Annotated in this window: 24 protein-coding genes and 1 pseudogene; 12 read left to right on the forward strand and 13 right to left on the reverse strand. The window is 74.8% G+C overall.

Annotation, left to right across the window (positions count from 1 at the left end):
- Nucleotides 1-34: 34 nt before the first annotated feature.
- Both AMOR_RS03620 and AMOR_RS29780 read right to left on the reverse strand, forming a co-directional pair.
- Nucleotides 35-907 (reverse strand): hypothetical protein, encoded by an 873-nt coding sequence (locus AMOR_RS03620; protein WP_248358509.1) that lies wholly within the window; start codon nucleotides 905-907, stop codon nucleotides 35-37.
- Nucleotides 908-921: 14 nt separating this feature from the next.
- Nucleotides 922-1,323 carry a hypothetical protein gene (locus tag AMOR_RS29780; RefSeq protein WP_404800937.1) on the reverse strand — a complete coding sequence of 134 codons (402 nt, stop codon included), beginning with the start codon at nucleotides 1,321-1,323 and terminating at the stop codon, nucleotides 922-924.
- Between the two features lie 699 nt (nucleotides 1,324-2,022).
- Between AMOR_RS29780 and AMOR_RS03630 the strand changes: the two genes are divergently transcribed.
- Both AMOR_RS03630 and AMOR_RS03635 read left to right on the forward strand, forming a co-directional pair.
- Nucleotides 2,023-3,408 (forward strand): hypothetical protein, encoded by a 1,386-nt coding sequence (locus AMOR_RS03630; protein ID WP_248358511.1) that lies wholly within the window; start codon nucleotides 2,023-2,025, stop codon nucleotides 3,406-3,408.
- A gap of 5 nt (nucleotides 3,409-3,413) precedes the next feature.
- Nucleotides 3,414-4,826, forward strand: coding sequence for a hypothetical protein (locus AMOR_RS03635; protein ID WP_248358512.1), 1,413 nt, complete (start codon nucleotides 3,414-3,416; stop codon nucleotides 4,824-4,826).
- Nucleotides 4,827-4,926: 100 nt separating this feature from the next.
- Here AMOR_RS03635 and AMOR_RS29785 read toward each other — a convergent pair.
- Nucleotides 4,927-5,232: pseudogene (locus tag AMOR_RS29785) on the reverse strand (class I SAM-dependent methyltransferase); the annotation flags it as partial.
- A gap of 31 nt (nucleotides 5,233-5,263) precedes the next feature.
- Nucleotides 5,264-6,778, reverse strand: a complete 1,515-nt coding sequence (locus AMOR_RS03640) for an NAD(P)/FAD-dependent oxidoreductase (protein WP_248358514.1) — start codon at nucleotides 6,776-6,778, stop codon at nucleotides 5,264-5,266.
- 223 nt (nucleotides 6,779-7,001) lie between these two features.
- Between AMOR_RS03640 and AMOR_RS29700 the strand changes: the two genes are divergently transcribed.
- The 6 genes from AMOR_RS29700 to AMOR_RS03675 are packed head-to-tail and all read left to right on the forward strand — an operon-like array spanning nucleotide 7,002 to nucleotide 12,433.
- Nucleotides 7,002-8,291: a 2Fe-2S iron-sulfur cluster-binding protein gene (locus AMOR_RS29700; protein WP_318653846.1), complete on the forward strand. Its 1,290-nt coding sequence runs from the start codon at nucleotides 7,002-7,004 to the stop codon at nucleotides 8,289-8,291.
- Entirely contained in the window at nucleotides 8,288-9,769 is a 1,482-nt protein-coding gene (locus AMOR_RS03655; RefSeq protein ID WP_248358516.1) for an FAD-dependent oxidoreductase, read from the forward strand. Before AMOR_RS29700 ends, AMOR_RS03655 begins: the two co-directional genes overlap by 4 nt.
- A gap of 17 nt (nucleotides 9,770-9,786) precedes the next feature.
- Entirely contained in the window at nucleotides 9,787-10,620 is an 834-nt protein-coding gene (gene proC, locus AMOR_RS03660; RefSeq protein ID WP_248358518.1) for a pyrroline-5-carboxylate reductase, read from the forward strand.
- Between the two features lies 1 nt (nucleotide 10,621).
- Nucleotides 10,622-11,068 (forward strand): hypothetical protein, encoded by a 447-nt coding sequence (locus tag AMOR_RS03665; RefSeq protein WP_248358520.1) that lies wholly within the window; start codon nucleotides 10,622-10,624, stop codon nucleotides 11,066-11,068.
- Nucleotides 11,069-11,081: 13 nt separating this feature from the next.
- Nucleotides 11,082-11,963 (forward strand): putative RNA methyltransferase, encoded by an 882-nt coding sequence (locus AMOR_RS03670; protein WP_248358522.1) that lies wholly within the window; start codon nucleotides 11,082-11,084, stop codon nucleotides 11,961-11,963.
- Nucleotides 11,964-12,010: 47 nt separating this feature from the next.
- Entirely contained in the window at nucleotides 12,011-12,433 is a 423-nt protein-coding gene (locus AMOR_RS03675; protein WP_248358524.1) for a secondary thiamine-phosphate synthase enzyme YjbQ, read from the forward strand.
- 3 nt (nucleotides 12,434-12,436) lie between these two features.
- Here AMOR_RS03675 and AMOR_RS03680 read toward each other — a convergent pair whose 3' ends face one another.
- Nucleotides 12,437-14,224 carry an adenosylcobalamin-dependent ribonucleoside-diphosphate reductase gene (locus AMOR_RS03680; protein ID WP_248358526.1) on the reverse strand — a complete coding sequence of 596 codons (1,788 nt, stop codon included), beginning with the start codon at nucleotides 14,222-14,224 and terminating at the stop codon, nucleotides 12,437-12,439.
- A gap of 234 nt (nucleotides 14,225-14,458) precedes the next feature.
- On the opposite strand from AMOR_RS03680, the gene AMOR_RS03685 reads away from it, so the two are divergent.
- Together AMOR_RS03685 and AMOR_RS03690 are read left to right on the forward strand one after the other, a co-directional pair.
- The gene (locus AMOR_RS03685) at nucleotides 14,459-14,644 is read left to right on the forward strand and encodes an Em GEA1 (EM1) (protein WP_248358527.1); all 186 of its coding nucleotides are present in this window, start codon (nucleotides 14,459-14,461) and stop codon (nucleotides 14,642-14,644) included.
- Between the two features lie 49 nt (nucleotides 14,645-14,693).
- Entirely contained in the window at nucleotides 14,694-15,383 is a 690-nt protein-coding gene (locus AMOR_RS03690; RefSeq protein WP_248358528.1) for a hypothetical protein, read from the forward strand.
- A gap of 10 nt (nucleotides 15,384-15,393) precedes the next feature.
- Here the strand turns inward: AMOR_RS03690 and AMOR_RS03695 are convergent, their stop codons facing one another.
- Both AMOR_RS03695 and AMOR_RS03700 read right to left on the reverse strand, forming a co-directional pair.
- Nucleotides 15,394-16,185 (reverse strand): PHP-associated domain-containing protein, encoded by a 792-nt coding sequence (locus tag AMOR_RS03695; RefSeq protein WP_248358529.1) that lies wholly within the window; start codon nucleotides 16,183-16,185, stop codon nucleotides 15,394-15,396.
- Between the two features lie 92 nt (nucleotides 16,186-16,277).
- Nucleotides 16,278-16,535 carry a hypothetical protein gene (locus AMOR_RS03700; RefSeq protein WP_248358530.1) on the reverse strand — a complete coding sequence of 86 codons (258 nt, stop codon included), beginning with the start codon at nucleotides 16,533-16,535 and terminating at the stop codon, nucleotides 16,278-16,280.
- A 199-nt stretch (nucleotides 16,536-16,734) separates the two neighbouring features.
- Here AMOR_RS03700 and AMOR_RS03705 point away from each other — a divergent pair, with 199 nt between their 5' ends.
- The gene (locus AMOR_RS03705) at nucleotides 16,735-16,929 is read left to right on the forward strand and encodes a hypothetical protein (protein ID WP_248358531.1); all 195 of its coding nucleotides are present in this window, start codon (nucleotides 16,735-16,737) and stop codon (nucleotides 16,927-16,929) included.
- Between the two features lie 28 nt (nucleotides 16,930-16,957).
- Here AMOR_RS03705 and AMOR_RS03710 read toward each other — a convergent pair whose 3' ends face one another.
- Entirely contained in the window at nucleotides 16,958-17,158 is a 201-nt protein-coding gene (locus tag AMOR_RS03710) for a twin-arginine translocase TatA/TatE family subunit (RefSeq protein WP_248358532.1), read from the reverse strand.
- 141 nt (nucleotides 17,159-17,299) lie between these two features.
- Here AMOR_RS03710 and truD point away from each other — a divergent pair, with 141 nt between their 5' ends.
- Nucleotides 17,300-18,745, forward strand: coding sequence for a tRNA pseudouridine(13) synthase TruD (gene truD, locus AMOR_RS03715; protein ID WP_248358533.1), 1,446 nt, complete (start codon nucleotides 17,300-17,302; stop codon nucleotides 18,743-18,745).
- A 3-nt stretch (nucleotides 18,746-18,748) separates the two neighbouring features.
- On the opposite strand, the gene AMOR_RS03720 is transcribed toward truD, so the two are convergent.
- From AMOR_RS03720 to AMOR_RS03740, 5 genes are read right to left on the reverse strand one after another with little or no spacing between them, the layout of a single operon-like run.
- Nucleotides 18,749-19,222 carry a DUF4265 domain-containing protein gene (locus AMOR_RS03720; RefSeq protein WP_248358535.1) on the reverse strand — a complete coding sequence of 158 codons (474 nt, stop codon included), beginning with the start codon at nucleotides 19,220-19,222 and terminating at the stop codon, nucleotides 18,749-18,751.
- Between the two features lie 17 nt (nucleotides 19,223-19,239).
- Nucleotides 19,240-20,016 (reverse strand): uroporphyrinogen-III synthase, encoded by a 777-nt coding sequence (locus AMOR_RS03725; protein ID WP_248358537.1) that lies wholly within the window; start codon nucleotides 20,014-20,016, stop codon nucleotides 19,240-19,242.
- Between the two features lie 13 nt (nucleotides 20,017-20,029).
- Nucleotides 20,030-20,974, reverse strand: a complete 945-nt coding sequence (gene hemC, locus AMOR_RS03730; protein ID WP_248358540.1) for a hydroxymethylbilane synthase — start codon at nucleotides 20,972-20,974, stop codon at nucleotides 20,030-20,032.
- A 15-nt stretch (nucleotides 20,975-20,989) separates the two neighbouring features.
- A complete protein-coding gene (gene hemA, locus AMOR_RS03735) occupies nucleotides 20,990-22,318 on the reverse strand; it encodes a glutamyl-tRNA reductase (protein ID WP_248358542.1) in 1,329 nt (442 codons plus the stop codon).
- Nucleotides 22,315-23,169, reverse strand: a complete 855-nt coding sequence (locus AMOR_RS03740) for a cytochrome C assembly family protein (protein WP_248358545.1) — start codon at nucleotides 23,167-23,169, stop codon at nucleotides 22,315-22,317. Before AMOR_RS03740 ends, hemA begins: the two co-directional genes overlap by 4 nt.
- Nucleotides 23,170-23,189 lie beyond the last annotated feature (20 nt).

The raw sequence follows: 23,189 nt of genomic DNA on the forward strand, positions 1-23,189 counted from the left end.
GTGGCGACGGCCTGTTGGGACACCAACGAGGAGGCTACCGGGCGTCGCGCCGCCACCCCTGCCAGACCACGTAGCGGCGGAAGTCCGACACGAACTCCGCGTCGCCGATCCCGATCGCCTCCCGGAAGGCCGCCGGGAAACGCCGGCCCTGCCCCATCAGCTTCACGATCCGGTGGACGCGCTCCTCGCCGTACCGGGCGAGCAGGAAGACGACCGCGTGATGGGCCGCCCCGTAAACGACCTCCGACTGGTCCTGATAGAGCGGGTCGGGGTCGAGCAGCGGATCGCCGACGGCGACCACCGGGCCGCGGGCGGCGCGAGCGCGGGCGCCGGGCACGCCGTCGCCCGAACCGGGGAGCGCGTCCTCGTAGAAGCGCGACAGGTCCCGGAGATCGCCCCGCCGGTGCCCCTGCCCCGCCGACACGCTCGCGAGCCCCTCGCTGAACCAGCGCGGGATGTCCTTGTACATCCAGGAGAGCTCGTCGCCGGCGAGCTGGTACATCGCGCAGTGGGTCAGCTCGTGCGTGACGAGCTCGTGCACCTCGCGATCCGAGGCGCCGAGGAGCCCCCACGTGCGCGGCGACTGCAGATCGATCTGGCCGTACCGCGCCCACGCGCGGAGCCACTCGTAGCCGCTCCGGTGGACGGCCGCCTCGAGCGCCGCGTGCGTCGGGTGGACGACGACGTTCACCGGCGCGCCGAGGACGCCCCAGCGCGCGACGCGGGGCGCGGCGTCCTCGAGCGCGGCGATCACCTGCCGCGCGGCGTGCTCGTCCTCCGGGAAGTAGTGGACGCGGAAGCGGGCGGGGCCGACGGTGAGATCCTCGACCCGCTCGCCGTCGCCGCCGAGGTGCGCGATGCACCCGGTCGCGAGCGCGGCGAGGACGAGGACGGCGGCGCGGAGCACACGTCCACTTAGCGTCACTCCCCGTCGGTACGCAAGGCGGGCGACACGCCGCACAACCCGAGCAGGAGCGGAGCGAGGTGGGTCAGATCACCCACCGTGTCCAGCGCTGGCGCGGCACGGCCGAACCCGAGCACCGGGACGGGTGCGAGCGTGTGGTTGCGCGTGGAGAGGTCCTCGACGTTGCCGTGGTCGCTCGCGACGACGAGGGCGTCGCCGGGCGCGAGGCCCGCGACGACCGCGCGGAGGAACCGGTCGAGCCGGCCGAGCGCGTCGCCAGATCGTGATCGCGCGCGAGGTCGAGGAAGATCGCGGCCGCGTCCTCCGGGGCGCGGGGGGAGAGGCGCGCCCCGTGGACGCGCGCGCGAGCGCCGGTGATGTCGTGCGTGAGGGCGGCGCCGCGTCCGGCGTCGTCCCACGTCCGGAACCGACCGCCGCCGGCGGCGTACGCGACCGTCGTCGCGGCGGGGCGCGCGCGGCGCCGCCCGTCGGTCGCGAACTCCGGCTCGCCCTCCGCCTCGAGGCCGAGCGCCCGGAGGTACGCCACCGGGTACGCGTTGGCGAACACGGCGCGCCGCCCGGCGGCGGCGAGCGCGCCGAAGAGGGACCGCTCCCGGAGCAGCGCCCGCAGCGGCGCGTTCGGGTAGCCGAGGAGGTGGCGCCCGAGGAGGCGCGGCGCATTCTCTCCCGTGAGGATCGTGCTCTGCCCCGTCGCGGACTGCGGTCGGCCCGGCACGCCGAGCGTCGCGTCGGCGAGCACCGCGCGGCCCCCGTCCGGCAGCGGGGCGCCCCCGCCGTCCGCGAACCGCGAGAGCAGGAACGGCTCCCGCGCGAGCGGGTTCGCGTCGGGGTCGCGCGCACCCGCGCCCACGCCGTCGACGAACACGAAGAGGACCGCCACCGCTGGAGGATAACGCGCCCCGCCCGGCGCGCGCGCAAAGCGGTGATCACCGGGCCGGAGGTCGCGCAGGGGCATGGGCTCGAGTCGCCGGCTCGTCCGGGAGGTCGGCCGGGGGCGCCCCAAGTTTCGTCGCGCCCGGCGCTGCCCGGCGGCGCGGAGCAAAGGAACTTCCCCCCGCCCACCTTTCGGGCACCGGCGGAGCCCCGGAGGAGGACCGATGCGGATGTGGCGAACCTCGACCGGAGCTGCGGGCGCGCTTCCCGCCGCCGGCGCTCCGGCGAGCGCACCGGCGTGGTCGTCGGGGATGGCTGCGCTCGCGCGCGACGAGGCCGCGCGCGCCGCGCTCCTGCGGGTGCTCGTCGTCGGCTGGTCACTCGCGGTCTTTGCCGCGTACCAGCCCGGGCTCATGACGCCCGACTCCATCGGGCAGTACTGGCAGGGGATCCACTGGTACTTCGGGACGTGGGCTCCGCCGCTCGGCTCGATGCTGAGCGGACTCGCGGGCAAGCTCGCGGGCTCTCCGTGGCCGCTCTTCCTCGCCCAGGTCGTCGCGCTCCCGGCAGGGATGGCGGCGCTGGTCCGGCGTCCGGGCCATGCCCCCGTGGCGACCCTCGCCGTGTTCGTCGCCTTCCTCGTCGCGCCGCCGGTGTGGGGGATCGCGAACACGCTCTACAAGGACGTCTGGATGGTGGTGCCGCTCGTGTTCGCGGTGGTCGCGCTGCGCCGGGGTCACCCGGTCGCCGCGGCCGTCGCCGCAGTGATCGCGGCGCTCCTCCGGTACAACGCCATCTTCGCGGTCGTGCCGTTGCTCGTCCCGATGACGGCCCAGCTCGCGCGCACGCGGGTCGGCCGGGCCGTCGCCGGGGCGGCGGTGATCGCGGCGTGCCTGGTCGTGCCGCCCGCGGTCGCGCGCGCGGTCCGCGCCATCGACGAGTGGCCGCTCGGGTCGTTGCTCGTGTACGACCTCGCCGGGATCGAGGTCGAGCGGCCCGACCTCTTCGCCGGATCCGTGCTCGCGAAGGACGTGAGCCTGGAGGAGCTGCGGGCGCTGTATTCGCCGTACACGGGCGCGCCGCTCTTCTGGGAGCCGAACCGGCGCACGATCCAGAAGGACCTCCTCCCGGCGCGGCGCGCGCAGCTCGAGGCCGAGTGGCTGCACACGCTGCCGAAGGCGTGGAAGGAGTACCTCCGCCACCGCGTCCGGGTCTTCGAGGCCCAGCTCGCGCTCCAGCGCGGGCCGGTGTTCCTGCCGTTCCAGCTGGACATCGAGGCGAACCCGTGGGGCTTCGACGTCCCGAAGGCGGGCGCGGCGTGGCGGATCGCAGAGCGGGTCCGGCACCGGCTGAAGGACACGCCCCTCTTCCGCGGGTGGCTCTGGCTCGCGCTGTCGGCGGCCGGCTGCATCGCCGCCGCGGCCCTCCGGAGGGAGAAGCTCGCGGCGTGGGTGGCCGCCTCGGGCCTCGCGTACACGCTCGCCTACGCCGTCATCGGCGTGGCGGCGGATTTCCGCTACGTCTACTGGACGGTGATCACGGTCTTCATCACGGCGATGCTGCTCGCCGACGCGCCGGCCACCGCGGGCGCGCCGGGGTCGGAGGAATGAAGCCGATGCACGGTCGGCGCGCCGCGGCGCTCGCGCTCGCGGCCGGCGCGTGGGCGGCGATCGTGTTCGCCGCCTTCCGCCCGGGCCTCATGTCGATCGACGCCCTGGTCCACTACGGCCAGGGGCTTCAGCACGCCTACAGCAACCAGCACCCGCCGCTCGTCGCCGTGCTGTTCGGGCTCTCCGGCTGGTCGTTCGGGACGCCGGCGGGGATCCTCGCGCTGCAGCTCGGTACGATCGGGGGCGGGTTCGCGTTGCTCTCCTGGCGCGGGCTCCGGGATGGCCCCCGGCCCCTGCCATCGCTGCTGGTCCTCGCGGTCTTCCTCGCCGCCCCGACGACGTGGACGTTCGCGGCGATGCTCGGCAAGGACGGGCTGATGGCGGGCGCGCTCCTCCTCGCCTGCGCCGCGCTCCGGTCCGGCCGCCCCGGCGCGACGCTCGCGCTCGCGCTCGCGGGGACGCTCCTGCGCCACAACGCGATCCTGGCCGCGGCGCCCCTCGCGGTGGGGGCGATCTGGGAGGGGCGGCGCCCGTCGGGTCGGCTCGCGCGGGGGGCCGTCGCAGCGGTCGCCGTCGCAGTGCTCGCCGCAGCGCCCGCGGCGGTCGAGCGCGCGACCCGCGCGCGGGACGTCTGGCCGCTCGGGCAGCTCCTCGCGTACGACCTCGCGGGCATCTACGTGCGCCACCCCGAGGCGCTCCCCGCGTCCACGCTCGCGCGCGACCTGTCCGTCGCGGATCTCCGCCGCCTGTACACCCCCTTCACCGGCGGCCCGCTGATCTTCCCGCGCCACCCCGGCGACCCCGGGATCCCGTTCGACGGGCTCGCCGCGCGGCGCGACGAGCTCACCGCCGAGTGGCTCCGCGCCGTCCGCACGTACCCGCGCGCCTGGCTCGCGCACCGGTGGGACGTCTTCCGCGCGCTCCTCGGGACGCAGCGCGGTCCCGCGTTCTACCCGTTCCACGCGACCCTCGATCCGAACCCGTGGGGGCTGCGGCTCCACCCCGGGTCCCTCTCGCGCGCGCTCGAGGCCGTCCGCGACGGGGCGCGGGACGGGATCGCGTTCCGCGGCTGGTTCTGGATCGGACTCTCCGCGCTCGCCACCGCGGTCGCGGCGAGACGCGCGCGCCGCGATGGCGTCCCGCTGTGGATCGCGCTCTCGGGACTCGCGTACGCGCTCGCGTACCTCGCCGTCTCCGTCTCCGCGGAGTTCAGGTATCTGTACTGGACCGCGCTCTCGACGTTCGCGACGGCGGCTGCGGCGCTCGGGACGGGTGCCGCCGCTCGGGTGGAGGTCTCGCCGCGCGCGGCGCGAGCCGGCGCCGCCGGGGCGCCTTCCGCAGCACCGCCCACTGCGACAGCCCGCCGACGATCCGGACCTGCCGCTCCTCGAAGTGCGGAGCGCCCCGGAGATCGATGAGGAAGTCGTGCGGCGACGTCCGGCGCTGGTTGAGCCCCACCGCCTCGAGCGCCCGCATGACCCAGTCGCGGGACGGCACCGGCGTCGTAACGAACATCGCGCCGCCCGGCGCGAGCAGGTCGTAGCAGGCGCGGAAGCAGTCGACGTGCTCGACCACCTCGAACGCGACGATCACGTCGAACGACTGCGCGCGCAGCCCGATCCGGCGCCAGTCGTTCACGTCGCCCACGACGTCCGCGGGCGGGCGCAGGTCGAGGCCGGTGTACCGGGTGAAGCCCCGGGCGCGGAGCGCCGGGCCGAGCCAGCCACCGCCGCACCCGATCTCCAGGATCCGCGCGTCCCGGGGGACGGCCGAGAAGAACCGGTCGAGCTTCCTTCCCTGCGCCCAGCGGCTCAGGAGCGGCACGGGACCTCCACGCGCACGTTCGAGGGCACTCTCAGGCCGCCGAGCCGACGCCGACCTGCGCCGGCACGGGCCGCGACCCGGCGCGGGTCGGCGAGTGGACGTCCCGGACCGTCTCCTCCTCGTGGTACTCCGCGTCCTGGTTCACCTTCCAGACGTCGTAGAGCCGCTCGCCGGCGAGGATGTTGTCGACGGTGAGCATGGCGGTCATCATCGCGTGATCCTGGTTGTTGTACTTGTGCATCCCGTTCCGCCCGACCGGGTGGAAGGTCGGGAACCGGGCCGCGAGCTCCTCGCGCAGGACGTCGATGCGGGTGGCGTAGGAGTCGTCGTAGACCGGGTAGGCCTTCGGCTGCCGCACCACGCACGCGTCCACGAGGTCCTCCCTGCGCCCCAGCCCGACGATGGACAGCTCCCTCATCGCGAGGTCCACGAGGGCGGCGTCGTCCGCGTTCCAGAGCGCGTCGTGCTCGAAGCAGAAGTACTCGAGCCCGTAGCAGGCCATCGCCGGGTCGGGGACCATCTCGGGCGACCAGGACTTGAAGTTCTGGATCCGCCCGACCTTCACGCCCGGCTCGTGGATGTAGATCCAGTTGTCGTCGAACGCGTCCCGGTCGCGGAGCATGACCGCGACGGTGATGAAGTCGCGATAGCGCAGGCTGCGGATCGCCTCGACGGTGCGCGCGGACAGGCTCGGGGAGAGCGCGCGCTCCAGCATCGAGAGCGGCGCGGAGGAGATGACGTGCTCCGCCGTCGCCTCCTCGCTGCTGCCGTCGCGCCGGCGGACGGTCACCGTCCAGCGCCGCGCGGGCGCGTCCCAGGCGCAGTGCGTGACGGCGGCGCCGAGCTCGACCCGCCCGCCCATCGCGACGGTCCTGGCGGCGCACGCCTCCCACATCATCCCGGGCCCCTTGCGCGGGTACCGGAAGGAGTCGATGAGCGTCTTCACGACGCGCGAGCGATCGCGCCGGCCGATGCGCGGGAGGAGCGCGTTCAGCACGGCGGTGGTGAGGTTCAGCCCCTTGATGCGCTGCGCGGCCCAGTCGGCGGAGATCTCCCGGCAGCTCATCCCCCAGACCTTCTCCGTGTACGTCTTGAAGAAGATCTCGAAGAGCCGCTCGCCGAACTGGTTCGTGACCCAGTCCTGGAACGTCCGCGCCTCGGGGATCGGGAACGCGCGCGCCTGAACGTACGACGCGAGGCACCGCGCCGCCTCGACGGGGCCGAGCTTCAGGAGCGCTTCCGTTCCCCGGAGCGGGTACGAGTAGAACTTCCCGCGGTAGTAGATCCGGGACGAGCGCGGGCGCTCGAGCATGTCGCCGGGGAGGATCTCGGTCCAGAAGTCCTCGACCCTGCGCGATTTCGAGAAGAACCGGTGGCCGCCCACGTCGAAGTGGAAGCCGTGGTGCCGGACCGTCCGCGAGATGCCGCCCACGTACTCGGGATCCGCCTCGAACACCGTGACGGGGCTGCCCGCCTTCGCGAGCAGGTAGGCGGCGGTGAGCCCGGCGGGACCGGCACCGACGACGATCGTGGAATCTCGGCTCATGCACGCTCCTGGACCGCGCCCGCCGCCGGCGAAGACCGACCCGAGGCGCCGGGCGGGCGTACGCTGCCCATCGCGCCGCGCGGCGGGTAGCCGCCCTCCCCGCGACGGCCTCAACGGTGCGTGAACGCGTGGGGGCCCGCTCCAGGCTCACCCGCGGAGGTCTCCCGCTTCCGGTGTGCACGCGCCCCGCGCGGCGGTATCCTCGCGCGAGGCCCACTCCTCCATGCCCCGCCTCCCTGCCTTCCCCGAGGACTGCACCATCACCTTCGACGGCCGCGCGATCCGCGCGCGCCGCGGCGAGACGGTCGCCTCGGCGCTCCTCGCCGCCGGCCGCCCCCTCGTGGCGCGGAGCGCGAAGTACCACCGGCCGCGCGGTCCGTTCTGCCTCTCGGGCTCGTGCGGGAGCTGCCTCGTCCGCGCGGACGGGCTGCCCGACCAGCGCGCCTGCCGGACGCCGTGCCGCGACGGGCTCGCCGTCGAGACGCAGAACGCGTTCCCGGACGCGGCGCACGATCTCCTCGGCGCGATCGACCGCGTCTACCCGCACGGCCTCGACCACCACCACCTGATGACCTGGGGCGCGCTCGCGAACCGCGCCGCCGTCGCCGTGTCGCGCCGGCTCGCGGGGCTCGGGCGCCTGCCGGCGAGGGCGGCGGTGGGCGGGGCGCGCACCGGGCCCGCGCCGCGCGAGGAGCCGTGGGACGCGCTCGTCGTCGGCGCCGGACCCGCCGGCCTCGGCGCGGCCGAGGCGCTCGCGGCGGCGGGACGGCGCGTCCTGCTCGCCGAGGCGGAGCCGCGGCCGGGCGGGAGGCTCCGCGCGCGGCTCGGCTTCCCGGACGATCCCGGCCCGGAGTGGACGGAGGCGGTGCTCGCGCGCGTCGCGGCGGCGGGCGGCGAGGTCGCGCTCGGCGCGACGGTGCTCGGCCTCTGGCGCGACGGCGGCGCGCCGCTCGCGCTGCTGCGCGTCGACGGCGAGCCGCCGCGCCTCAGGCTCGTCCGCCCGGCGCGGATCGTGCTGTGCGTCGGAGGCGCACCGCAGCCGCCCCCGCTCGAGGACGGCGACCGCCCCGGCGTGTTCGGCGCCCGCGGGCTCCTCGCGGCGCTCGCCGAGCACGGGGTCGTGCCGGGCCGGCGCGCCGCGGTGCTCGGGACGGGGCCGGAGCCGGCCCTCGCCGCCGCGCGGCTCCGGGAGGCGGGGATGGTGGTCGAGGAGGTGGCGCACGTGGAGGGACGCATCCTCGGCCGCGCCCGCGTCCGGGGCCTCCAGCTGTCGCGGGGCCGCGTGCTCTGCGACACCATCGCGGTCGCGACGCCGCCCGCGCCGCAGACGGAGCTCGCCCGCGCGCTCGGGGCGGAGGTGCGCCTCGACGCCGCGTGCGACGCGTTCGCCGTCGCGGTCGACCCGGCTGGCCGGACCCGCGTGCCCGGGCTGCTCGCGGCGGGCGAGGTGACCGGCGCCATGGCGGCGCGGGGCGCGGTCGAGAGCGGCCGGCGCGCCGGGGAGGCCGCGTGACGAAGCAGCTCGCCTGCGCGTGCGAGGACGTGTCCCTCGACGAGGTCCGCCGCGCCTTCGCCCTCGGGCACCGGGACCTCGAGTCCGTGAAGCGCTACACCGGGTTCGGCACCGGGCCGTGCCAGGGCAAGAGCTGCCTCGCCCTCGTCGTGCGCGAGCTCCTCCGCCTCGGCGCGACCCCCGCGGAGATCGTCCCCTTCACCGCCCGCGCACCGGTCCAGCCCGTGGCGCTCGGCGAGCTCGCGACGCTGGATCCCGCCGCGCTGCCCCTCGACGACGGAATCCCGGTGGAGCCTCCCGCGACGGACGTGCCGTCGGCGCACCCGCAGGCTCCGCTGCCCGCGCATGCCGACGTGGTGATCGTCGGCGGCGGCATCATGGGGCTCGCGCTCGCCGCCGAGCTCGCCGCGCGCGGCCGGACCGACGTGCTCGTGCTGGAGGGCGCGTACCTGAACGCGGGCGCTTCGGGGCGCAACGGCGGCGGCGTCCGCGCGCAGTGGTCCACGCCGACGATGATCCGCCTCGCGCGCCGCTCGCTCGAGCTCTGCGATCGATTCGCGGTGGAGATGGGCGTGAACGTCTGGTTCCGCCGCGGCGGCTACCTCTTCCTCGCGCCCACGAAGGAGCAGGTCGCGCGGATCGAGCGCAACGCGGCGCTCCACCGCCGCGAGGGGCTCCGGACGCGCGTCATCGGCCCGGCGGAGGCGCTCGAGGTCGTCCCCGAGCTGGACGCCTCCCGGTTCCTCGCCGCGAGCCACAACCCCGACGACGGGGTCGTGTTCCCGTGGCCCTTCCTCTGGGGCTACGCCGGGAAGGCCGAGGCGCTCGGCGCGCGGGTCCGCACCTTCACGCGCGTGACCGGGTTCGAGACGGCGGGCCGCCGCGTCGCCGCGGTCGTGACGGACCGCGGCCGGGTCGCGTGCGACACCGTCGTGGTCGCCGCGGGGGCGTGGTCGAAGCAGGTGGCGGCGCTCGCCGGCGTCGCGCTCCCGAACCGACCCACCCGGCACGAGATCCTCGTGACGGAGCCGCTCAAGCCCTGGCTCGACCCGCTCGTGTCCGTGCTCGGGAACGGCCTCTACTTCTCGCAGTCGCAGCGGGGCGAGCTGGTGGGCGGCATGGGGGACCCGGCCGAGCCGGAGGGCGTCGTCCAGGGCTCGACGCTCCGCTTCCTCGCCCGCTTCGCCCGCGCCGCGACCGCGGCGGTCCCGGCGCTCGCCGGCGTGAAGGTCCTGCGGCAGTGGGCGGGCTGCTACGACGTCACGCCCGACAACAACCCGGTGCTCGGCCCCGCCGGCCTCGACAACTTCCACCAGCTCTCCGGGTTCGTCGGCCACGGCTTCATGATGGCGCCCGCCGTCGCGGAGCTGTACGCGGACTGGCTGACCGGTCGCGGGAAGGACGAGATCTTCGACCGGTTCGGGGTCGAGCGCTTCGCCCGCGGCGCGGTGTCGAGGGAGGATTTCATCATCGGGTAGCGATATAAGGTCGGCCCATGGCACTCCGGAAGAAGATCGCGTTCCTCGGGACGGGGAACATGGCCGAGGCGCTCGTGAAGGGGCTCCTCCGCGCCGGCACCGCCGACGCCGAGGAGATCGTCTGCACCGAGCCGCGCGCCGACCGCCGCGAGGAGATCGGCAAGCGCTACGGCGTCCGCTGCATCGCGAGCAACGTCGAGGCGGCCGAGGAGGCGGACATCCTCGTCCTCTCGGTGAAGCCCCAGACGATCGACGTGCTCCTCGACGAGATCGCGCCGGCGATCGACCACCACAAGCTCGTCGTCTCCATCGCCGCGGGCGTGCCGATCTCCGCGATCGCCCGCAAGCTCGGCGCCGGCGTCCGCATCGTCCGGACGATGCCCAACACGCCCGCGCTCGTGGGTGCCGGCGCGACCGCCCTCGCCCGGGGTGCGCACGCGACCGAGGAGGACCTCCTCCAGGCGAAGGCGCTCTTCGAGTCGGTCGGGACCACGGTGCTCGTCGAGGAGCACCAGCTCGACGCCGTGACCGGCCTCTCCGGCTCCGGCCCCGCCTACGTGTTCCTCGCCATCGAGGCGCTCGCCGACGGCGGCGTGAAGGTCGGGCTCGCGCGCCCGGTCGCGATGGCGCTCGCCGCGCAGACGGTGATGGGCGCCGCGAAGCTGGTGCTCGAGACCGGCGAGCACCCCGGCCGGCTCAAGGACCAGGTGACGAGCCCGGGCGGCACCGCCATCGCCGGCGTGCACGCGCTCGAGCTGGGCGGCCTCCGCGCCGCGCTCATGGCGGCGGTCGAGGCCGCGACGGACCGCTCGCACGAGCTCGGCGAGAAGGCCGCGTCGAAGAAGGATTGAAGTGACCCCTCCCCGCCTCGCCGTCCTCGCGATCACCGCCGCCCTCGCCCTCGCCTGCCGGACCGCGGAGCCGCGCGCGCTCGTCCGCGTCGATGCGCCACCCGCCGAGCCCGGCGCCCCCGCCGACGCGCAGGCGCTGCGGGTCGAGCGGGCGGTGCGCTCGGTCGCCGACGAGGAGCGGCTCGTGTGCCTCGAGGGCGGCGGCGCCGTCCTCCTCACCTGCTCGCCGGCCGACGTGGGCTCGCGCTCGGTGCAGGTGCGGCTCACGGTGCAGCGCGCCGGGAGCGGGATCGAGGTGATCGGGGACGCGCCGTTCGCGCACCCCGGCGATCCCGACGTCTGCCGGCTCGCTTCGCGGCTCGTCCGCGCGGTCGACGCGGAGCTCGGCGTGCCGTCTGCGCGCGTCCACCCGGGGAGCGGGTGTCCCATGCCGGCCGAGGCGCGCTGAGCGCGTCCCTCCGATGCACCCGGCCGTCGTCGCGTCCCTCCGCTGCCCCATCTGCCGCGGCCCGCTCGCGACCTCAGGGGCCGCCCTGCGCTGCGGGTCCGGCCATGCGTTCGACGTCGCCCGGCAAGGCTACGTGAGCTTCCTGGCCGGCAAGGGCACCGGCCTGCTCGGGGACGACGCCCGGATGGTGGACGCCCGGGCGCGCTTCCTCGGCGCAGGCCACTACGACCCGCTCTCGGACGCCCTCGCGGCGCTCGCGGCGGGCGCCGGCCCGGGTCTCGTGGTCGAGGTCGGCGCCGGGACCGGCCGTCACCTCGCGCGGGTGCTCGACGCGCTCCCGGCGCACGCGGGGCTCGCGGTGGACCTGTCGAAGCACGCGAGCCGCCGAGCGGCCCGGGCCCATCCGCGGGCGGGCGCCATCGCCGCCGACGCGCGGTCGGCGCTCCCCGTCGCGGACGCGTGCGCGAGCGTCGTGCTCGACGTGTTCGCGCCCCGGAACGCCGCCGAGCTCCGGCGGATCCTGCGGCCGGACGGGCTCCTCGTCGTCGCGACGCCCGAGCCGGAGCACCTCGGCGAGCTGCGCGCGCCGCTGGGGCTGCTCGACGTCGATCCCGAGAAGCGGCGCCGCGTGGACGACGCGCTGGCGCCCCTCTTCGAGCGGGGCGCCTCGCGCGCGCTCGGGTGGAGGATGGCGCTCGGCCGCGCGGACGTCGTCGCGCTCGCGTCGATGGGCCCCTCGGCGCGGCACGTGGACGACGCGACGCTCGCCGAGCGGGCCGCGGCGCTGCCGGACCCCGCCCTCGTCACCGCGGCCGTGACCGTCGTCGCGTGGACGCCGCGGGCGGAGACGCCTGCCCCGCCGAGTGCGCGAGCGGACGGATCGCCGGCGCGCTAGGACCTCCCGCGAGCGCGGGTGTCCCCGCCCGCGGCGAGGGAGGCGCCATGAAGTCGTTCCGGAAGACGCTCACGCAGCACACCCCCGGCCGTGTCGCGTTCGTGAACCTCACGCCGGAGGTGGAGGCCGCGGTCCGCGAGAGCGGGATCCGCGAAGGCCTCTGCCTGGTGAACGCGATGCACATCACCGCGTCGGTGTTCATCAACGACGACGAGTCGGGGCTGCACCAGGACTACGCCGCGTGGCTGGAACGGCTCGCGCCGCACGATCCGAGCCCGGCGGCGTACCGGCACAACCGCACCGGGGAGGACAACGGCGACGCGCACCTGAAGCGGCAGGTGATGGGACGCGAGGTCGTCGTCGCGGTGACGGAGGGCCGGCTCGACTTCGGCCCCTGGGAGCAGATCTTCTACGGGGAGTTCGACGGGCGCCGCGACAAGCGGGTGCTCGTGAAGATCATCGGTGAGTGAGGGTCACTCCGTCGTCTCGCAGCTCGCCCACCCGCAGTGGGTGCAGGTCAGGCAACCGCCGCTCTTCACGAGCAGCGCGTCGCACTGCGGGCACCGCTCGCCGTTCCGCGTGGCGCCGCTCGTGAGCACCTGCCTCTCCCGCGAGCCGTCGCGGTACACGGTGATCCCCTTGCAGCCGAGCTCGAAGGCGAGCGCGTAGGCGCGCGCCACGTCGCCGACGGTCGCCTCGCGGGGGAGGTTGATCGTCTTCGAGACGCCGTTGTCCACGTGGCGCTGGAAGGCGGCCTGCATGCGGACGTGCGCCTCGGGCGCGACGTCGTAGGCTGTCGCGAAGACCCGCTGCACCGCCTCCGGCACGCCGTCGATGCCGCGGGCGCGGCCGGCGCCGCGGACCGCGGGGAGCGCCGCGTCGGCGCCCGCGGCCCGGAGCGCGTGGGCGACCGCCGGGTGCTCCTCCCGGAGCTCCGCGTCGCCGAGCGCGCGCCGGACGTACGCGAGCGCGAAGAGCGGCTCGACGCCGGACGAGCACCCGGCGATGAGCGCGAGGGTGCCGGTGGGCGCGATGGTGGTGACGGTCGCGTTCCGGCGCGGCGCCGCGCCCGCCCGCGCGAGCGCGCTCGTCGCGAACCCCGGGAACGCGCCGCGCACCGCGGCGAGCGCCTCGCTCGCCGCGTGGGCCTCCCGCTGCACGAAGCCCGCGACCTCCCCGGCGAGCGCGAGCGCCTCCGGCGCGTCGTACGGGATCCCGAGCGCGACGAGGAGGTCCGCCCACCCCATGACGCCGAGGCCGATCTTGCGGTTCCGCCCGCTCACGTCGGCGATCTGGGGGAGCGGCCAGACGTTCACGTCGAGCACGTCGTCGAGGAACCGGACGCCGTCGCGCACGCAGCCCGCGAGGCCGTCCCAGTCCACCGCACCGCCGCGCACGAACCGCGAGAGGTTCACCGAGCCCAGCGTGCACGCCTCGAAGGGCAGCAGGGGCTGCTCGCCGCACGGGTTCACCGCCTCGAACCGGCCGAGGTCCGGGGTGGGGTTCGCCGCCTCGACCCGGTCGAGGAAGACGAGCCCGGGCTCGCCGGACTCCCACGCGGCGAGCGCGATCCGGTCGAGGAGCGTGCGGGCGTCGAGCGTGCGGACCAGGGCGCCCGTGCGCGGGTGCCGGAGCGCCCACGGCGCGCCCGCGTCGGCGGCCCGGAACAGCGCGTCCGGCGCCGCCACCGACACGTTGAAGTTCTCGAGCCCGGGCCCGCGCTTCGCGTCCACGAACTCGAGCACGTCCGGGTGATCCGCCGCGAGCACCGCCATGTTCGCGCCGCGCCGCACGCCGCCCTGCTTGATGATCTCGGTGGCGGCGTCGTAGACGCGCATGAACGAGACGGGACCGCTCGCGACGCCGTGGGTCGTCTTCACCACGTCGCCCCGCGGCCGCAGCCGAGAGAAGGAGAACCCGGTCCCGCCGCCGGACTGGTGGATGAGCGCCGCCCACTTGAGGGCGTCGAAGATCGCCGCGAGGTCGTCGTCGACGGGCAACACGAAGCAGGCGGCGAGCTGCCCGTGCGGACGGCCGGCGTTCATCAGCGTCGGCGAGTTCGGGAGGAACTCGAGCGCGGAGAGGCGCGCCTCGAACCGCTCCGCCCATGCGCCGCGCTCGGCCGGCGGCTCGGCGGCCGCGACCGCGCGCGCCACCCGGCGGACGAGCGCCTCCGGCGTCTCCACCACCGCGCCGCTCTCGTCGCGGAGCAGGTAGCGCCGCTCCAGCACGTGGCGCGCATTCTCGGAAAGCGACCGCATCAACCTCATTCTAGCCGGCGCCCGCCCCTGCCGCCGGCCGAGATCCCGTCCGCACGGGCGCCGCGCCGCACGGGCGCGGCCGCGACCGGCGAGCGAGCGCCGCACACGCCGGGCGTCGACTCGACCGCGTGCTGTCCCGACGCCGCCTCGACGCGCCCACGCCCTTGCCGCACCTTCGGGGGGGTCCCAGATTGCGTCCGCGGGGCACGGCCCCGCCAACACCGGGAGCGAACCATGGCCGAACGTGACAAGGGCCGCGAGCGCCGCGGCGGCAACATGACGGTGCGCGAGGCGGGCCGGCTCGGCGGCGAGGCCCGCAAGGAGCAGCTCGGATCGAAGGGCTATTCGGAGCTGGGCCACAAGGGCGGCCAGCGCGTCCGCGAGCTCATCGAGGAGGGCAAGCAGTCCGAGCGCAAGTAGGCGCCCGGGCCGCTTGTGCGCGCGCGGCGCCGGTGCGAGAACAGGGCGCATGCGACGCGCCCTCATCCCCATCGGCCTCCTCCTCCTCGCCGCCTGCGCCACGCCCGCGACCGTGCCCGACACGGAGCGCGCGCGCGTGGACCGCGAGATCGCCGGACAGCAGCGCTACCTCCGCGTGGCGATGTACGCGGGGTCGCTCTGGAGCGACACGACCAAGATCTTCCTCACCGATCAGCCCGGCGCGGAGCTGGACTTGCTCGAGAAGGGCGACGGCACGCCCATCCCTCCGCCGCCGCCCGAGCGCGTGCTCGCGCCGGGGACCGCGGTGCGCGTCCGCAAGGTCGAGTTCCCGACGACCTGGGGCATCGCGGATCGCGTGATGATGACGCCGCGGTTCAACCCGTGGGTCTACCTCGACGGCCCCGGCGACGGGCGCCCGTACGTCCTGGTGCTCCCGCGCGACATGAACCGATTCGACGACGTCCGCGCCGAGCTGGATCGCGTGCTCACCTCCGACGATCCCGGCGGCGTCTTCGCCGGGCTGCCGCAGGACCAGCGCGAGGCGATCCTCCGCAAGCAGCCGATCGAGGGGATGGGCGCGCGCGCCCTCGAGATGGCGTGGGGCCTCCCGGAGAGGAAGCGGATCGATCGGCCCGCGGGGACGGAGGAGTGGATCTGGCCGGGCGGGAAGCGCCGGGCGTACCTGCGCGACGAGCGGGTGGAGAAGATCGAGAGGTAGGCTGCGCAGGCTACCGCCGGTGACCGCCGCGGCCGCCGCCACGGCCGTGGCCGCCGCGGCCACCGCGACTCCGTTCGCCGCCGCGGTCGCCGCCGCGCTCGCCTCGCTCCTCGCGCCGGGGCGGCCGATCCCGCCGCTCGCCGTCGCGGCCCCCGCGCTCCGTCGGCTGCGGCGTGACGCCGATGGCGACGCAGAACACGGTGCCGGCCCGGAGCTGGGCGACGAGGTCCGCCTCGCTCGCGACGGGATCGCGGAAGAGCGTGGCGGCCTTCCCGATGTCCGGGAGCTCGTGCGCGCCGGAGCCGCCGGTGCACGGCAGGCTCATGTGGTCGGCGGCCTCGATGGCGAGATCGTTCGCCGGCCCCTTGCGCCGCGCGTTGAGCCCCTCGATCGCCGCGAGCCCCTCGAGCGTGAAGATGACGTCGCCGCTGGGGCGCTCGACGGTCTTGTCGTACGGGTGCGCCGCCACCGCCACGCCGCCGAGCTCCCGGACCTTCGCGAGGACCTCGCGCACCGGCCACGGCGTCGCGGAGCCGAAGATCTGGGGCGGCGCGGGCACCTTCGCGGGGTCCGGGAAGAAGCAGAGATAGTGGCCGCGATCGGTCGCGACCTCGACGCCGCAGAGGACCAGGAACTGCTCGTCGCGCCCGGCGGCGCGGAACTCGTCGAGGCCGTCCAGGGTGTTCAGGTCGGTGAACGCGACGCCGTCGAGCCCGGCCTCCTTCGCGCGGCGCACGACGTCGCGCGGCGCGAGGGTGACACCGCGCGTGTGGTGGCTGTGGACGTGCAGATCGATGAGCATCGAGCGGGCCCCCGGGGCGACGATCGGCCCTGGGTGTTAGCACGCGGCCGCGGCTCGTCCAAGCACATCGCGGGCCGGGCGCGCCGCCGCGCTCAAGCCTGCAGGACGGGCTCGCTCCACCGCTCGTTGCGCTCCTCGGCCGCGCGGATCAGGTAACCCATCAGCATGAGGCTCGAGGTGTTCTCGAGGACGCGCTCGGGATCTCGCGAGATGAGGTTGGCGCTGTACGAGAGGAAGAACTGCGCGAGCTCCTCCCCCGCCTCCCGCACGATCAGGGCGTTCAGCTCGCCGGACTCCATCGTCCGGATCCGGTTGATGAACTCGACCGCGAAGCCCTTCTTCACGCGCATCACGCCTCCGCTCCCGCGCGCGAAATGTAGGGAGCGCGCCGGCGCGGGACCAGCGGGCGCGGCCGGGGCTGGAGGGAAAACCGCGAGGCGATACCGCATGTTATGGCGGTCGCTTCCTTGACGGTCCGGCCGAAAGCTGGCAATCCTTCTCGGGGATGCGCCGCGCGGGTCGAGGCGGGCGAGGGAACGGGAGAGCGCGATGCACTTCACGGGCGTGAAGGTCTTCTCCGCCACCAAGGCCAAGGAGCGCGAGGAGCTCGGCGAGACCGTGACCCGCTGGATCCGCTCGAACGCCGACGTCGAGATCGTCGACCGGGTCGTCACCCAGTCGAGCGACGACGAGTTCCACTGCCTGACGATCGTGCTGTTCTACCGGCACAAGCCGGCGAGCTAGCGGCGCCCCTCGGGCGACCGCGCTCCGCTCACGGCTGCGCGCCGCCCTCGGGCGGCTTCGGTGCATCGGGCTTCCGGGCGGCCGGCTGCTCCTCGTCCTTCATCGCATCCTTGAAGCTCCGGATGGCCTTGCCCATGCCCTCGCCGAGCTGGGGCAGCTTCGAGGAGCCGAACAGCAGCACCACGATGACGAGGATGACGACCAGCTCCGGAAACCCGAGACCGCCCATGACTGCCTCCGTGACCCGTCCCGACGGGCGTTACTACACTCGAACGGGTCGGGACGCAAACGGCCCGCCGGCGGCCCGGCGCGGGTCCACGCGAAGCGTGGACCACCCCGGCGCGCCCGCGACGTGCTAGGAGCGACCCGCATGAAGCTCAAGCAGCGACCCGAGGACTTCCAGGTGACGGAGTCCTGGCGGTTCGACGAGGCGGCGCGTGGCGCGCACTTCGTCTACCTGATGGACAAGCAGAAGCTCTCCACGTTCGACGCGGTCGAGCGGATCTGCGCGCGGTTCAAGATCCCGCGCGCGGCCGTGAGCTACTGCGGGCTCAAGGACAAGCAGGGGCGCACGACCCAGCTCGTGGCGATCGAGGGGCGCGAGATCGAGCTGCAGGATCCCGACCTGCGCCTCAAGCTCCTCGGCCGGACCGCGGAGCCGCTCTCCGCCGCGAACACCACCTCGAACCGGTTCGCCGTCACGGTCCGCGACCTCTCCGACGACGACGTGGCGAAGCTGCCCGCGTCGATCGCCGAGGTGCGGCGGCTCGGGGTCGTGAACTACTTCGACTCGCAGCGGTTCGGCTCGCTGAAGCATGGGCAGGGCTTCATCGTGAAGGACCTGATGCGCGGCGACTTCGAGGTCGCGCTCCGGAACGTGCTCGCCCGCCCGAGCGAGCTCGACCGGTCGGACGACGCGCGCGTGAAGGGGTTCTGGAAGGAGCACTGGGGCGAGTGGGGGGCGCGGAACCCCTTCCCCGGCGCCGAGCGGTACCAGGCCGTCACGAAGTGGCTCCGCACGCACCCGCAGGACTACCGCGGCGCGCTCCTGCGCACCGAGCCCCGCTGGCGGGCGCTCCAGGTGTTCGCGTACCAGAGCTGGCTCTGGAACGAGGGCGTGAAGCAGTTCCTCCGCGACGTGGTCGGGATCCGCGATCTGCTCGCGGTGAAGTACCAGGCCGGCACCCTCCTGTTCCCGCACGCGCTCGACGCGGACCGGGCGCGGCTCCTCGGGCAGATGTCCTTCCCGCTGCTCGCGCCCGCGACGCGCTTCTCCGATCCGCGCGTGGAGCGCGCGGCGCTCTCGGTGCTCGGGCGCGAGGACATGACGCTCGCCTCGCTGGCGGTGCCGGGCACGCCGGAGATCCACTTCGAGCCGGAGGAGCGGCCGCTGCTCGTCCACCCCGGCCGCCTCGCGGTGGGCGAGGCGCGGCCGGACGAGCTGAACCGCGGGCGGTTCCGCGTGAACGTGGCGTTCACGCTGCCGCCGGGCGCCTACGCCACGCTCGTCGTGAAGCGGCTCTTCCACTGGTCGCTCGCGCCACGCCGGACCGACGAGCGGCCGATGCGGGCGCGGCCGGAGCGGGCGAGGGAGAGAGAGGAGCGCGAGACCTCCGCGCCGGAGACGGCGGCCGGGGCGGCGGTCACCGCGCCGGCCGGCAAGCCGCGGAAGGCCGCGCAGCGCGCCGCGGAGACGTCTGCTGCTGTATCACCGCCGGCTGCCTCCGCTCCGCAGAAGAAGCTCGGGTTCCTCGCGCGCCGGCGGGCGGAGAAGGAGGCGCGCAAGGCCCGGCGCGCCGAGGCGAGGAAGCGGTAGAGGTCAGCTCGGACGCGGATCGGCCCACTCCCAGACCAGCAGCCCATCCCGCGCGAGCGCCTGCAGCTGCCCGGCGACCGCGCCGACGTCCACCGGCGGCGGGATGTCGAGGGCCACGATCTTGGGCCGGAGCATCTCGTGCGTGCACCCGAGCCCGAGCAGCCGCTCGAGGAGCCCCTGGATCTCCGTCGACGACAGCTCCACCGCGGGATCGAGCGCGAGCCGGAGCGTCCGGTGGCCACCCTTCTCGACCACGTCCTCGAGCAGCGGCGCCTCCTGACCCGTGGCGTCCGCCGCGCGCACGACGTCGTCGCGGGAGATGCCGTACGCGAAGAAGGGGCTGCTCTCGACCCGGTAGCGCCCGCTCCCGAGCGGCTCGGCCCACAGCCAGTCGTCGGCGGGACCGGCCTCGTCGGCCGGGCGGTCGAGTGGGACCCGGATCCGGACGAGCCCCTCCACGGCGAGTTCGGTCGTCATCGCACCCCCGATGGAATCTACCCGGGGCCGAGCCGCGCCGCGATGGCTTCGGCGAGGTCTCGCCCGGTGTGGTCACGAGGCAGGACGGAGACCGGGAGCCCGGCCGCCCGGATCGCGTCGGCGGTCGTCGGTCCGATCGCCGCGAGCAGCACCCGGCCGAGGAGCGACGCACGCCCGGCGAGGGCGCCGGTCACCGCCTTCACGGCGGACGGCGACGCGAACGCCACCGCGTCCACCTCGCCGGCCGCGATCCAGTCGGCGAGCCGCGCGAGGTCCGCCGCGGCGGCGGCCTCCGTCCGGTACGCCTCGACCGCGGTGACCTCGGCGCCGGCGGCGACGAGCCCGGCGAGCAGCTCGGGGCGCCCCTCGGCGGGTCTCGGCAGGAGCACCCGCCGGCCGCGAACGCGCGGCGCGAGCTCGGCGGCCATCGCCTCCCCCTTCGCCTCGGCGGGGACGAGGTCCGGCGCGCGGACGAGATCGGCGAGGCGGGCGGCCGTGGCGGGCCCGACCGCCGCGAGCGACGGCCGCGCGAGGGCCCCGACCGGCAAGTCGAGCAGACGCAGGCGCGCCACGGTGCGCTCGACCGCGGTGGCGCTCGCGAAGACCACCCAGTCGTACGCCGCGAGGCCGCGGAGCGCCGCGTCGAGCGGCGCCGGGTCGGCGGGCGGCGCGAACGCGATCGCCGGCAGCTCGCGGACGATCGCGCCGAGCTCGGCGAGGCGCGCCGCGAGGGCGTCCTCGCCGCCCTTCCCGCGGGTGACCACGACGGTGCGGCGGTCGAGGCGCGGTGGCACGGCCCTTCCCGCGCTAACGCTTCGGGGCGGAGAGGGCGGTGCCCTTCCCCTCGGTCTCGCGGAGGATCTCGTCGGCGCCCTTCGACAGCAGCTCCTCGGCGACCGCGACGCCGAGCTTCCGCGCGTCGGCGTGCGACCCGCGGCGCTCGCCGCGGATGACGCGCGTGCCGTCCAGCGACGCCACGAGCGCGCGCATCACCACCTCGCCGTCCTCGAGCGTCGCGTGCCCGGCGATCGGCACCTGGCACCCACCCTCGATCCGGGCGAGGAACCCGCGCTCCGCCTCGACGCGGATGCGGGTGGCCGGGTCCTCGAGCCGCGCGAGCCGCTTCAGCGTCGCGGCGTCGTCCGCCCGCGCCTCGAGCGCGAGCGCGCCCTGCGCCACCGCCGGCAGCATCTCCTCGGGCGGGAAGACGTACGTGGCGTGCGCGCCGAGCCCGAGGCGGCGGAGCCCCGCGTACGCGAGGACCACCGCGTCGAGCCCCTCCGACGCCTTGCGGAGCCGGGTCTCGACGTTCCCGCGGATCACCTCGATCTGGAGGTCGGGCCGGAGCGCCTTGAGCTGGGCGCCGCGGCGGAGGCTGGAGGTGCCCACCTTCGCGCCCTTCGGCAGCGCCGCGAGGGTCTTGTGCTTCGGCGAGCAGAGGGCGTCCCGCGGGTCCTCGCGCTCCGGGACGGCGGCGAGGACGAGGCCCTCGGCGAGGAGCGCGGGGAGGTCCTTCATCGAGTGGACGGCGATCTCCGCGTCCTTCGCGAGGAGGGCGTCCTCGATCTCCTTCACGAACAGCCCCTTGCCGCCGACCTGGGCGAGCGGAACCTCGAGGATCCGGTCGCCGCGGGTGACGAGCTCGTGGAGCTTGACGTCGACGCCCGGCTCGTTCGTGCGGAGCCGGTCGGCGACGTGGTTCGCCTGCCACTTGGCGAGCGGGCTGCGGCGGGTCGCGATGCGGATGGTCACCTGGAGTTCACCTTTCTAGCTGCGCTCGGACGCCGCCGCGGAGGCGCGGCCCGTGCCATTGCCGGCGCGCGGCTCCTTCTCCGCCGCCGGCTCGTTGTCGATCCCGAAGAGCTCCGCCGCGGCGCCGGGCAGGGACGAGTCGCCGGACGCGGCCGCCTCCTTGAGGCGCGCGGTGGGCCCGTGCAGGAGCTTGTTCACGATCGCCTGGGCCATCGCCTCGACGCTCTTGCGCCCCTTCTCGTCGAGCTTCAGCCCGACCTGCGCGAGCGTGCGCTCCGCCTCGGCGCGGGCGATCTTCTCCGCGTGCCGCCGGAGCTCCGCGAGGACCGGCAGCGCGGCGCGCGCCTCCCGCTCCTTCGCGAACGCCATCACCTCGGCCTCGATGATGGCCTCGGCGCGGAGCGCCTCGCCCTTCCGCGCCTCCTGGGTCGACGCGACGACCTTCTCCATGTCGTCCACGTCGTACGCGTAGACGTCCCCGAGATCCGCGCAGGCGGGATCCACGTTGCGCGGGACGGCGAGGTCGATGAGGCAGATCGAGCGGTGCCGCCGCGCCTTCATCACGCCGTGCAGCATGTCGCGGGTGAGCACGAACGTGGGCGCGCCGGTCGAGACGATCACGACGTCCGCCTCGACGAGCAGGCGCGTGAGCTCGTCCCACGGGCGGAACGTCCCGCCGACCTGCGTCGCGAGGGCCTGGCCGCGCTCCGGCGAGCGGTTCGTCACGAGGATGCGGTCGGCGCCGAGCACCTGGAGCGCCTTCGCGGAGAGGGCGCCCATCTTCCCGGCGCCGACGAGCAGGATCGACCGGCCGCGGAGGTCGCCGAAGATCTTCTCGACGAGCTCCACCGCCACCTGCGACATGCTCGTCGCGCCCTTGCCGATGTCGGTCTCGGTGCGGACGCGCTTCGCGGTGGCGAAGGCGCGGTTGCACAGGCGCGAGAAGTAGGACCCCGCCGCGGACGCGGCGCTCGCGAGGCCGTAGGCCTCCTTCACCTGCCCGAGGATCTGCTGCTCGCCGACGACCATCGAGTCGAGGCTCGACGAGACGCGGAACAGGTGGCGGATCGCGTCGACGCCGTGCTTCACGTACAGGTGCTCGCTCGCCTCGGAGGACCGGCAGGTGAAGAAGCGGCGCGCCGGCTCGTCCCCGCTCGAGTGGACGAACACCTCGACGCGGTTGCAGGTCGAGACGACGAGCGCCTCGGCGACCCCCTCGGTCTCCTTGAGATCGCAGAGTGCCGCCTTGAGGGCGTCGCCGGTGAGCGCGACGCGCTCGCGGACCTCGATGGGGGCGCTCTTGTGCGAGAGCCCGACCAGGAAGATCTCCCGCCCGCCGCTCACTGCGCGTCTCCCGCGCGGACCGTCGCGCCGTAGTCGCCCGCGTGCCGCGTGACGCCCGGCACGGACTTGAGGGTCACCATCGAGCCGAGCACGATCACGAACCCGACGAGGGTGAGCAGCGCGTAACGGCGGCCGTGCCACCCCGTGTGGCGGAGCTGGACCATCGCCCCGTACAGCAGGAAGACCGCGAGGGAGACCACCTGCTGCGGGTCCCACGACCAGGCGCTCTTCCAGACGACCTTCGCGGTGAGCGTCCCCGCGATGATCCCGATCGTGTAGAAGACGAACCCCGACCGGACGAGCCGCTGGTTGAGTCGATCGAGCGACTCCAGGGACGGCAGGCGCGAGAAGAGGGCGCCGAAGTGCTTCCCCTTCACCTCGCGCTCCTGCAGCAGGTACATGACCGACACGCCGAAGGCGACGCCGAACAGCGCGACGCCGAGGACCATGGTCATGACGTGGACCGTGACCGACGGGTTCCGCAGCGTCTCGGGCGGTACGCCCGGGTGCCCCGGGTCTCCGAACAGCACCGGGATCAGCACCACGAGCATGAGCGGCGTGATGAACGCGCCCACCGTCGGCATGTGGTACCAGCGCTGCAGGAACAGGTAGATGCCCGCGGCGAGGAAGACCATCAGAACGAGGCCGCCGCGGAGGCTGAAGAACTCCTGACCGCCGAACTCGGCGCACCCGACCCCGATCGCGACGGCGTGGAGGGCGAACGCGCCCGTGAGCACCCAGAACCCGACCGTCGCGAGCCGCGTGTGCCGCGGCCGCGCGAAGAAGATGACGTACGCGGCGGCGGCCACGAGGTACAGCGCCGTCGCAGCGCGCAGGAACATGACGCTCATCGTCCGTGCTTCCTCGCGGC

Source organism: Anaeromyxobacter oryzae (assembly GCF_023169945.1).
Classification (GTDB): domain Bacteria; phylum Myxococcota; class Myxococcia; order Myxococcales; family Anaeromyxobacteraceae; genus Anaeromyxobacter; species Anaeromyxobacter oryzae.

Bases quoted from the DNA above. Each gene is read 5' to 3' on its own strand.
- AMOR_RS03630 (WP_248358511.1), top strand. From the start codon at position 2,023: ATGCGGATGTGGCGAACCTCGACCGGAGCTGCGGGCGCGCTTCCCGCC.
- AMOR_RS03635 (WP_248358512.1), top strand. From the start codon at position 3,414: ATGCACGGTCGGCGCGCCGCGGCGCTCGCGCTCGCGGCCGGCGCGTGG.
- AMOR_RS03640 (WP_248358514.1), bottom strand. From the start codon at position 6,778: ATGAGCCGAGATTCCACGATCGTCGTCGGTGCCGGTCCCGCCGGGCTC.
- AMOR_RS29700 (WP_318653846.1), top strand. From the start codon at position 7,002: ATGCCCCGCCTCCCTGCCTTCCCCGAGGACTGCACCATCACCTTCGAC.
- proC (WP_248358518.1), top strand. From the start codon at position 9,787: ATGGCACTCCGGAAGAAGATCGCGTTCCTCGGGACGGGGAACATGGCC.
- AMOR_RS03670 (WP_248358522.1), top strand. From the start codon at position 11,082: ATGCACCCGGCCGTCGTCGCGTCCCTCCGCTGCCCCATCTGCCGCGGC.
- AMOR_RS03675 (WP_248358524.1), top strand. From the start codon at position 12,011: ATGAAGTCGTTCCGGAAGACGCTCACGCAGCACACCCCCGGCCGTGTC.
- AMOR_RS03680 (WP_248358526.1), bottom strand. From the start codon at position 14,224: ATGCGGTCGCTTTCCGAGAATGCGCGCCACGTGCTGGAGCGGCGCTAC.
- AMOR_RS03685 (WP_248358527.1), top strand. From the start codon at position 14,459: ATGGCCGAACGTGACAAGGGCCGCGAGCGCCGCGGCGGCAACATGACG.
- AMOR_RS03690 (WP_248358528.1), top strand. From the start codon at position 14,694: ATGCGACGCGCCCTCATCCCCATCGGCCTCCTCCTCCTCGCCGCCTGC.
- AMOR_RS03695 (WP_248358529.1), bottom strand. From the start codon at position 16,185: ATGCTCATCGATCTGCACGTCCACAGCCACCACACGCGCGGTGTCACC.
- AMOR_RS03700 (WP_248358530.1), bottom strand. From the start codon at position 16,535: ATGCGCGTGAAGAAGGGCTTCGCGGTCGAGTTCATCAACCGGATCCGG.
- AMOR_RS03705 (WP_248358531.1), top strand. From the start codon at position 16,735: ATGCACTTCACGGGCGTGAAGGTCTTCTCCGCCACCAAGGCCAAGGAG.
- AMOR_RS03710 (WP_248358532.1), bottom strand. From the start codon at position 17,158: ATGGGCGGTCTCGGGTTTCCGGAGCTGGTCGTCATCCTCGTCATCGTG.
- truD (WP_248358533.1), top strand. From the start codon at position 17,300: ATGAAGCTCAAGCAGCGACCCGAGGACTTCCAGGTGACGGAGTCCTGG.
- AMOR_RS03720 (WP_248358535.1), bottom strand. From the start codon at position 19,222: ATGACGACCGAACTCGCCGTGGAGGGGCTCGTCCGGATCCGGGTCCCA.
- AMOR_RS03740 (WP_248358545.1), bottom strand. From the start codon at position 23,169: ATGAGCGTCATGTTCCTGCGCGCTGCGACGGCGCTGTACCTCGTGGCC.